Raw genomic sequence first — 9,648 nt, forward strand, 5'->3', positions numbered from 1 at the left:
CCGAGCGCGGTCGCTTGCGACATGAGCGATGATTCATTCATGGGGAACGGATAGAGAGGGAGTGACATATGGAGCTGAAAGAGGATAGGAACCGCATCCGTCTGGTGGTTGGATGGATCGTGGATATCGCGGTGGTAATTTCGATCGCGTGGTTCGCCGTGTTTGCGATGGGGACGCAGATACGGGTGAGCGGTCAATCAATGGAACCGGTGTTGTCGCAGAACGAAAAGGTTCTGATGAACCGCTTGAGTTACCGCGTGATGCGCCCAAAGCGCTATGACATTATCGTATTTGAAAAAGAAACGGGAAATTACAATATAAAACGCGTCATTGGACTGCCAGGTGAGACGGTGCAGATCAAGGACGGTTATATTTACATTAATAATGAAAAATTAGACGCCCCGAACGACTTGGGTAAGGCGGCTCTGGCTGGACTGGCGGAATATCCGATTAGTCTGGATAAAAACGAATATTTTCTGCTGGGTGACAACCGCTCCGGCAGTGAGGACAGCCGCTTTTCCAATGTGGGAAATGTGAAGTTCCGGCAGATCAAAGGAAAGGTCTGGCTGCGGATCCAGCCGGTTAGCCGGTTTGGGTTGATTTCGTCGAGATAGGTTCTAAGAAAGGAAGAAAATTTCATGCAGATACAATGGTACCCTGGACATATGACAAAGGCAAAAAGAGCCATGAAGGAAGATATCAAGCTGATCGATCTGGTGATTGAGCTGGTGGATGCGCGCGTGCCGCTCGGCAGCCGCAACCCGGATATTGATGAGCTTGCGAAGGGAAAGGGACGGATTGTCCTTTTAAATAAGGCGGATCTGGCGGACGACGGCTGTACAGAGCGCTGGATCGCATGGTTTAAGGAGCAGGGCATCCATGCACTCCGCATCAACGCGCGCAGCGGCATGGGAATGAAGCAGATCCAGCCGCTGGTACAGGAGGCATGCAAGGAGAAAATTGAGCGTGACCGCCGCCGCGGTATCAAAAACCGCCCGGTGCGGACGATGGTAGTCGGCATTCCGAATGTCGGAAAATCGACCTTTATCAATTCCTTTGCCGGAAAAGCCTGCGCCAAGACTGGAAATAAACCGGGTGTTACCAAGGGAAACCAGTGGATCCGCTTAAATAAGACACTGGAACTTCTCGATACGCCGGGAATCCTCTGGCCGAAATTTGAAGATCCGAATGTGGGACTGTGTCTTGCATTTATCGGCTCGATCAACGATGAGATTCTGGATAAGGAAGAGCTGGCAGCCGAGCTGATCAAAAATATGTCCGGACGTTACGGAAAGCGCCTGGAAGAGCGGTATGGTGTGACGCTGGTTGAGAATACGGCTGGGGACGGCGAAGATACAAAAAAAGCCTGGGAAATTCTGCGTGAAATCGCAAGAGCACGTTCCTGTCTTTTAAAGGGCAGCGAGTTGGATACGAAAAAAGCGGCTGGCTTCCTATTAGATGACTTCCGCAGCGGCAAACTGGGGCGCGTGACGCTGGAAGTGCCGGAGGTATAGGAAAACATGAGAAAACTAACAGGAGAAAAACTGGAAGCAGAACTGGCGCGTCTCGAAGGAATGCGCGCGTATGAACATCAGTACGAAAAAGCAGGGATCGTCTGCGGCATTGATGAGGCGGGCAGAGGTCCATTAGCCGGTCCGGTGGTGGCGGCGGTCGCGGTACTTCCGAAAGACTGTACGATTCTGCGGCTGAACGATTCCAAAAAATTGTCGGAAAAATGCCGGGAAGAATTGTTTCTGGAAATCAAAGAAAAGGCAGCTGCCTACGGAATTGGAATTGTAAGCCCGGAGGTGATCGATTCCATCAATATTTTGCAGGCGACCTATGAAGCGATGCGTCAGGCAGTCGCACAGCTTCCGCAGGAGCCGGATATCTTTTTAAATGACGCGGTCATCATTCCGGGGATTTCGGAGGAAAAGCAGATTAAGATTATCAAGGGCGATGCAAAAAGTGTCTCGATCGCGGCAGCCAGTATCCTGGCAAAAGTGACGAGGGATCATATGATGATGGAGTACGATAAAATCTATCCGGAATACGGGTTTGCGAAGCATAAAGGATACGGAACCAAGATGCATAACGAGGCAATTTTAACCTATGGGCCATGCCCGATCCACCGGAGAACCTTTTTGAAGAAGCTGCTGGGCGAGGAAGCCGCGATGCAGGGGATGAAATAACAGAAAGGGAGCTGAATGGGAGAAAGAAACGTTCATCTTCATGGAAATTCATTCAACCGCCGTGCCATCGGAACTGAATATGAAACCCTGGCGTGTGAATATCTCACCCGGCACGGTTATCAGATTCTCTGCCGGAATTTCCGCTGTCGCCAGGGTGAAATTGATATTATCGCAAGAGATAGAGACTACCTGGTTTTTATCGAGGTCAAATACCGCCGCGATGAACACGAAGGCGATCCGGCGGAGGCAGTGGATGCCCGCAAGCAGGCGCGGATTCTTCGTACCGCCCGGTATTATATGACGCGTTATCATATTTCCGAGGACACGCCGTGCCGGTTTGATGTGGTGGCGGTGCTTGGCAGTAACGTGAGATTAATTCGGGACGCGTTCTGGTGCGGATAATTACAAATGAGAGAATTCAAAAACTGCACAATCAGATTTGAGCAAGAGACAGAAAAAGGATGTGACAATCATGGCGCTTACCTATATACAAAAAACAGTTCATCCGGCACCAATTACCCTTCATGAATCAAACGGAGTGGCTTATTTTACCTTCCCGCTCTTAGAGCAGACCAGGATGGTGCGCCACGCATTTTCTACCCGGCTTGGCGGAGCGAGCAAGGGGTATTTCAGTACGATGAACTTTTCGCTGACGCGCGGCGACAACCGGGACGATGTGCTTGAAAATTACCGGAAAATGGCGTGGATTCTGGGAATGGATGTGTCAAAGATGGTGCTCAGCCATCAGACGCACACGACGAATATCCGTCTTGTTACGGAAGCGGACGCTGGAAAAGGAATCTGGCGGGAACGCGATTATGAAAACATCGACGGGCTTATCACAAACGTGCCGGGGCTGACGCTGGTTACATTTTTTGCGGACTGTGTACCATTATATTTTGTAGATCCGGTGCATCGTGCGATCGGACTGTCGCATTCCGGCTGGAAGGGAACCGTTCACCGGATGGGACAGAAAACGATCGAGGCGATGGGAGAGGCGTTCGGCACGAAGCCGGAGGATCTGCGCGTCTGCATCGGACCGAGCATCTGCCGGGACTGTTATGAGGTCAGTGAGGATGTGGCAGACGCATTTAAAGAAGAATTTGGAGCAGAAATCAGTCAGGATGATTCAACATCCTGTTATTCCTGGAATGGGAAATCGATTCTCATGAATAAGGGGAATGGCAAGTACCAGCTTGACCTCTGGGGCGCGAACCGCCTGGTGCTCCTGGATGCCGGAATTTTACCGGAGCATCTGGCTGTGACGAATGTATGTACGAAATGCAATCCGGATCTTTTATATTCACACCGCGTGATGGGAGATAAGAGGGGGAATCTGGCGGCATTTTTATCGCTAAAGTAAGTATACAATCTGTCTGTCAAACAAGTGAATGAATGTTTTGCAGAAAAGAACAGCAGCATGATTGAAAATCGGTCGTTCAAGTCCGGTTTTGTCAATCATGCTGCTGCCGTTTTTTTCGCCGTTTCAGCGAAGATTCAGAAGAGCCCTACGATGCCTTATTTACCAGCCATCTTTTTTTCCTGTTCCTCAATCATCTTTTTGACCATATAGCCGCCGACGGAACCAGCCTGTGCGGAGGTCAGGTTACCATTGTAGCCCTCGCTTAACGGAACGCCAATCTCATTGGCAACCTCCATCTTAAAGCGGTTCATCGCTTCCTTGGCTTCCGGTACATTGGTTTTGTTAGTGTTGTTGGAACTAGACATAACAGACGCCTCCTTTTTTGCGTGTGCCCCCTTCAAACTTTCGTTTGTCCGGGTGTCTCTTTTTGTTACATTCTCAGTATGCGGATCTTAAAAGTGAAATACACTAGAAGGTTTTGTGCAAATTGACATTTTGGGGCAAAACTCCCACAATGTAGGGAAAAAAGTTAGTATTGATCCGATTTTATGCTTGTATATCAGTAAAACTCATACTATAATAGAACAGATGTAGTGTTAAAAAATACGCAAACTGTTTGGTGAATTTTACGGTTGCAGTTCAAAATACATTAATATTTCTAGTAAGATGGAGAAAAATCCATGCGGGTAATAGCAGGAAGTGCCAGAAGGCTTACTTTAAAGACGATCGAGGGAATGGATACGAGACCGACGACGGACCGTATCAAAGAAACTCTTTTTAATATGATTCAGAATGATATCTATGGATGCACATTTCTCGATTTATTCAGCGGAAGCGGGGCGATCGGGATCGAGGCTTTAAGCCGCGGGGCAAAAGAAGCTGTTTTTGTGGAGAAGAATCCGAAAGCGGCGGACTGCATCCGTGACAATCTGAAAGCGGCCCGCCTGGCGGATAAGGCGACGCTGTTAAACTGTGATATTTCGGATGCATTGAAACGGATAGAAAACCGGAAGAGTGCGTTTGATTTCATTTTTATGGATCCTCCGTACAACCATCTCTGGGAGAAAGAAGTGCTTACTTATCTGGCGCATTCGTCCCTGGCAGATGAACATACGATGATCATCACAGAGGCATCGAAAGAGACCGGGTGCAGCTACCTTTCAGAACTGGGATACCATCTCGAAAAAGAGAAGATATATAAGACGAATAAACATCTGTTTATCCGAAAAGCTTGAATACCAAAGGAGAAAAAAAGATGAAAACAGCCATTTATCCGGGCAGCTTTGATCCGGTGACGCTCGGACATTTTGATATTATAAAGCGATCCTCCGAAATTTTTGATCAGGTCATCGTGGGAGTTTTGTGTAATAACGCAAAATCTCCGTTGTTTTCTGTCGAAGAACGTGTTAAGATGTTAGAGGAAGTGACAAAAGACATTCCTAACGTGGAGGTGCAGTCGTTTGACGGACTTCTGGTCGATTTCATGCGCCAGAATCACGCAAAGGTCATCGTGCGTGGTCTGCGTGCGATCACGGATTTCGAATATGAGCTGCAGCTCGCGCAGATGAACCGGGTGATTGCACCCGAAATAGATACCCTGTTTCTGACAACGAACCTTAAATACGCGTATTTAAGTTCCAGTATGGCAAAAGAGGTTGCGATGTACGGCGGAGACATTTCCGAATTTCTCGATCCGGTCATTGCAAAACAAGTACAGGAGAAATACCAGGCGCTTCAGGAAGACAGGGAATGTAAGTAAGGAGAAAAGCTATGAGCAGAATTGAACAGATCATCACAGAAATTGAAGATTATATCGACAGCTGCAAGTTTCAGCCGCTGTCCAACACGAAGATTTTAGTAAATAAAGAAGAGATTGAAGAACTGCTCGTGGAACTGCGTCTTCGCATTCCGGAGGAGATCAAGAAATATCAGAAGATCATCAGCAACCAGGATGCGATTCTGCAGGAGGCACGTTCCCAGGCAGACGCGATGGTAGCCGAGGCGACCGCCCAGACCAATGAGCTGGTTAATGAGCATGAGATCATGCAACGTGCATATGCAGAAGCAAACAGCATTATTGAGCAGGCAAATGCACAGGCACAGCAGATCGTGGACAACGCTGTCACAGAGGCAAACAATATCCGCCAGGGTTCCGTTCAGTACACGGACGACATGCTCCGCAGCCTGCAGACCATCATCAAGCATTCGATGGAGGGCGCGCAGAGCCGTTTCGAGTCTTACATGAGTTCGATGCAGTCCAGCTATGATGTCGTATCTTCCAACCGCAATGAGCTGGCTGGCAGTGTCGTGACCGAGCCGGAGGAGAACACAGGCGCCGAGGCAGCAGCGGCCGCTACACAGGCGGCATCCGGCGAAGCAGCAGAATAAAGAGAACGAACGAGAGACTGGCGTGAACCAGTTTCCACAGTACATAATGCCGGATGGAAAGTCCGGCATTTTTTTCTCTGTCTTTTCGGCTGTCCCGTATGACTGAATTTGTCTGGGCGATCCCGGATAACCCGCCGAACGCAGCACATGCCGCCATCGCGCCGGATTGAACCGGGATACTGAATATGGCACCAGAACGGGCGATCGCATCGATGCCGGTTGTCATTTCAGCCGTCCCGATCAGAACCAGACGCAGCGGGCCGGAACAGAAGGCGTCGGCAAAGGCAGCGAGGATCGAATACAGCATGATCAAACCGCCGATGCGGACCTGCAGTTCGATGCAGTCCATCAGGATGGTGTCGAAGGAAGCGGGAACGGAGACGGATGTGGATTTTGTGCGGGCGGGCTTGACAGAGCCGGTTTCTTTCGAAAAAGATCGGTTTTGAAGGGGAAAAGAAGTTACTTTATTATAAATGCATAGGAGACTTCCAACCAATAAAAGCGGCGTATATAGTGCCAGAACCAGATAGTTTGACGGAACTGCCGGGTTCAGCCTAGGTGCAGCATATCCGGCGATAAACATGGGGCTTGGCGAAGCGCTGATGGCGGTCAGAAGCCGTTTTTCATGTGCCGAAAGCAGCGATTTCCGGTTAAAATCGGCGGCAGTTTTCATTCCCATCGGGTAACCGCAGAGCAGCCCGGCAAGCAGGGCATAGCCGCTGTAGACAGACATCCCAAGATGTTTCAAAACCGGGTGAAATGGCGCTAGAAGCAGCCGGACGCCGCCGTGTTCAGCTAAAAGCTTTGAGAAGAGCATAAAGGGAAATAACGTCGGAAAGACCGTATTGAACCATAAAAGAAGTCCTTTCTGTGCCCCATCCGCAGAGAGACGCGGATGCGAGAGCAGAAGCGACAGGATAAGTGCTGGGAACAGGGCGGATACTATTTTTTTTATATATGGCATGGGAGCGCCTTTCTATCATTAAAAAGTAATATAAAGATAGATTATATATATGTAGACAGAAAATGGCTCATTCCTTTTGGAAGCCTGAAAACCGGCATACCGAACAAAGAAAGAACGAATGAGCGCGAAGAAAAAGTCTTTCGAATCACGATTATAAATGGATATACAGAGCAATAGACAAAAACAGGAGGAAAACGATTGGATTACCGAGAACTGCCGGAAGAATTTCTTGAAAAAATGAAACAATTTCTGGGGGAGGAATACCCGGAGTACCTGGCTTCGTATGAGGAAGAGCCGCGTTCAGGGCTGCGCGTCAACACGGGCAGGCTGACACCGGAACAGTTTTTAGACATGGCACAGACGGCGGACTGGAATTTGAAACCAGTGCCGTGGACGAAGAACGGTTTTTATTATCAGGGCGAACGCCCATCCAGGCATCCGTGGTACTACGCGGGACTCTACTATTTGCAGGAACCGAGTGCGATGTCACCGGCGGCATGGCTGCCGATCAAGCCGGGCGACCGGGTTCTGGATTTGTGCGCGGCACCGGGCGGTAAAAGTACGGAACTGGCGGCGAAATTAGCCGGTACAGGTGTCCTGTTTTCCAATGATATCAGCAATTCGCGCGCAAAAGCGCTTCTTAAAAATCTGGAAATGTTCGGAGCGGGAAATATCTGTGTAACGAGCGAGGCACCGGAAAAAATGGCTGGCATCCTGCCAGAGTTTTTTGATAAGATTCTGGTCGATGCGCCGTGCTCCGGCGAAGGTATGTTCCGCCGCGATCCGTCGATGGTAAAGAGCTGGAACGAAAAAGGTCCCGATTATTATGCGCCGCTGCAGCGCCAGATTCTCGACTGTGCCGTGCAGATGCTTGCGCCGGGCGGGAAACTGGTTTATTCGACCTGTACCTTTGACAGGGACGAGGACGAGGGAACGATCGAGTATATTCTGGAGAAATATCCGCAGATGGCGGTCGTGCCGCAGAAACCGGAATATGGTTTTGAGGGAAGCCGTGGCATTGAGGGCTGTCTGAGATTGTTTCCGCACCGTCTGGAGGGCGAAGGACATTTTCTTGCGCTGTTGGAGAAGCGGACGGAGAAAACAGACGCAAATGTCAAGGATTTGGAAAATGCCGATGAGAAAGCATTGAGCGATCCACTTTTGCTAGAGGAAATAGAAGCGCGGTTGTGCCGTGTGGCGGAAGACGGTAAGTCCAGACAGATGGCTTCCGGAAAAGCGAAAGGGAAAACGTTTGGAAAGGGAAAAAACGTGGCGCAAAACCAGACCTCCGAGGATTTTTCTCCCCTGTTTGAGCTTCTGCGCCAGCTTCCGGTAAGAACCTGGAATCCGGAGCAATTCTACCGTGACAGCGAGCGCATCTATTACCTCCCGGCAGCGCTGGCAGGCGACAATACACGCTATTTTAAGCCGCTCCGCTGTCTGCGTACCGGACTTCTGCTCGGAGAACTGAAAAAAGGGCGGTTTGAACCATCCCAGGCGCTGGCAATGAACCTGCGGATGCAGGAATTTGTAAATTACTTAAATTTTAATGCCTCGGATGAGCGCACGATCCGCTATTTAAAGGGCGAGACATTGACAGCCGCAGAGGAAGAAGCAGCAGATGGTCTTGTACTAATCTGTGTGGATGGATTTCCGCTTGGCTGGGCGCAGAAACGGGGCGGTCAGCTTAAAAATAAATACAATCCCGGATGGAGGTGGCAGTGATGGGACAAGGTAAAAGTATACGTTTAGACCGCTTCCTGGCAGAGATGAAGCAGGGAACGCGCAGTCAGGTAAAAGAGATGATCCGCAAAGGGCGGGTTCTGGTCGATGGAACCGTCTGCCGCGAGTCTGACCGGAAAATATTCCCGGACGAAACCCGGGTTACACTGGATGGACAGCCGGTTGGCTGGGCAGACACGGAATATTATATGTTAAATAAACCGCAGGGCGTCGTTTCCGCAACGGAAGACGGGCGCTATCAGACTGTCCTTGATCTTATTGATGAAGCAAAGCGAAAAGACCTCTTCCCGGTCGGACGCCTCGATATTGATACGGAAGGACTGCTTCTCATCACAAACGACGGTGCGCTGGCGCATGAGCTTCTGGCACCGAAAAAACACGTGGATAAGGTCTATTTTGCACGCGTAAAGGGAACACTGAAAGAAGGAATCGAAGCGCGCTTTCAGGCGGGACTGACGCTGACGGATGGCACACCGGTACGGCCGGCAGAGCTTGTGATCGAGAAAAAATGGAACGATGCAGGAGAAGACCTCTGCGAGGCACGCCTGACCATCCATGAAGGAAAATTTCATCAGGTAAAGCGGATGTTTGAGGCAGAGGGCGGCGAAGTCATTTACCTGAAACGCCTTTCGATGGGACCGCTTGCCCTGGATGAGGCACTGGCGACGGGAGAGTACCGGGCGCTGACGGAAGATGAAATTAGAGCGTTAAAAGAAAGAACGCTAACCTCACAAAATTGTGTATCGAATGACGAAAATTTGTCAGACACCCCAAATAACACACCTCCTGAAATCAACTGGAACACAGTAGACGCCGTCCTCTTCGATCTCGACGGCACCCTGGTCGATTCCATGTGGATGTGGAAAGCGATCGACGTGGAATTTTTAAAGCGTTACGGCTATGACTGTCCGGAGGATCTCCAGAAGGTGATTGAGGGCATGAGTTTTTCCGAGACAGCAATCTATTTTAAAGAGCGTTTCCAGCTGCCGATGACACTG

At 49.8% G+C, this 9,648-nt stretch carries 12 protein-coding genes; 10 read left to right on the forward strand and 2 right to left on the reverse strand.

What is annotated here, in order from left to right:
* Positions 1–68 precede the first annotated feature (68 nt).
* From lepB to pgeF, 5 genes are read left to right on the forward strand one after another with little or no spacing between them, the layout of a single operon-like run.
* The gene (gene lepB, locus QVO97_RS02135) at positions 69–614 is read left to right on the forward strand and encodes a signal peptidase I (RefSeq protein ID WP_022358768.1); all 546 of its coding nucleotides are present in this window, start codon (positions 69–71) and stop codon (positions 612–614) included.
* A gap of 24 nt (positions 615–638) precedes the next feature.
* A complete protein-coding gene (ylqF, locus tag QVO97_RS02140; RefSeq protein WP_022358769.1) occupies positions 639–1,514 on the forward strand; it encodes a ribosome biogenesis GTPase YlqF in 876 nt (291 codons plus the stop codon).
* 6 nt (positions 1,515–1,520) lie between these two features.
* Entirely contained in the window at positions 1,521–2,192 is a 672-nt protein-coding gene (locus QVO97_RS02145) for a ribonuclease HII (RefSeq protein ID WP_022358770.1), read from the forward strand.
* Between the two features lie 15 nt (positions 2,193–2,207).
* The gene (locus QVO97_RS02150; RefSeq protein WP_022358771.1) at positions 2,208–2,594 is read left to right on the forward strand and encodes a YraN family protein; all 387 of its coding nucleotides are present in this window, start codon (positions 2,208–2,210) and stop codon (positions 2,592–2,594) included.
* Between the two features lie 37 nt (positions 2,595–2,631).
* On the forward strand, positions 2,632–3,555 hold the full coding sequence (pgeF, locus tag QVO97_RS02155) for a peptidoglycan editing factor PgeF (RefSeq protein ID WP_369678368.1): 924 nt from the start codon (positions 2,632–2,634) through the stop codon (positions 3,553–3,555).
* Positions 3,556–3,710: 155 nt separating this feature from the next.
* On the opposite strand, the gene QVO97_RS02160 is transcribed toward pgeF, so the two are convergent.
* Entirely contained in the window at positions 3,711–3,920 is a 210-nt protein-coding gene (locus tag QVO97_RS02160) for an alpha/beta-type small acid-soluble spore protein (protein ID WP_022358773.1), read from the reverse strand.
* Between the two features lie 315 nt (positions 3,921–4,235).
* On the opposite strand from QVO97_RS02160, the gene rsmD reads away from it, so the two are divergent.
* The 3 genes from rsmD to QVO97_RS02175 are packed head-to-tail and all read left to right on the forward strand — an operon-like array spanning position 4,236 to position 5,943.
* Positions 4,236–4,790 (forward strand): 16S rRNA (guanine(966)-N(2))-methyltransferase RsmD, encoded by a 555-nt coding sequence (rsmD, locus tag QVO97_RS02165; RefSeq protein ID WP_022358774.1) that lies wholly within the window; start codon positions 4,236–4,238, stop codon positions 4,788–4,790.
* Positions 4,791–4,810: 20 nt separating this feature from the next.
* The gene (gene coaD / locus QVO97_RS02170) at positions 4,811–5,314 is read left to right on the forward strand and encodes a pantetheine-phosphate adenylyltransferase (RefSeq protein WP_022358775.1); all 504 of its coding nucleotides are present in this window, start codon (positions 4,811–4,813) and stop codon (positions 5,312–5,314) included.
* 11 nt (positions 5,315–5,325) lie between these two features.
* On the forward strand, positions 5,326–5,943 hold the full coding sequence (locus QVO97_RS02175) for a hypothetical protein (RefSeq protein ID WP_022358776.1): 618 nt from the start codon (positions 5,326–5,328) through the stop codon (positions 5,941–5,943).
* Here the strand turns inward: QVO97_RS02175 and QVO97_RS02180 are convergent.
* Positions 5,909–6,691: a nucleoside recognition protein gene (locus tag QVO97_RS02180; protein ID WP_288188677.1), complete on the reverse strand. Its 783-nt coding sequence runs from the start codon at positions 6,689–6,691 to the stop codon at positions 5,909–5,911. The two genes, QVO97_RS02175 and QVO97_RS02180, sit on opposite strands and share 35 nt — an antisense overlap.
* A gap of 414 nt (positions 6,692–7,105) precedes the next feature.
* Between QVO97_RS02180 and QVO97_RS02185 the strand changes: the two genes are divergently transcribed.
* Positions 7,106–8,632 (forward strand): RsmB/NOP family class I SAM-dependent RNA methyltransferase, encoded by a 1,527-nt coding sequence (locus QVO97_RS02185; protein ID WP_022358778.1) that lies wholly within the window; start codon positions 7,106–7,108, stop codon positions 8,630–8,632.
* A partial coding sequence (locus tag QVO97_RS02190) for a pseudouridine synthase (protein ID WP_369678369.1) occupies positions 8,632–9,648 on the forward strand: 1,017 nt, incomplete at its 3' end. The genes QVO97_RS02185 and QVO97_RS02190, both read left to right, overlap by 1 nt.

It is taken from the genome of Clostridium sp. CAG:43, from assembly GCF_000434655.1.
GTDB classification, from domain to species: domain Bacteria; phylum Bacillota; class Clostridia; order Lachnospirales; family Lachnospiraceae; genus Otoolea; species Otoolea fessa.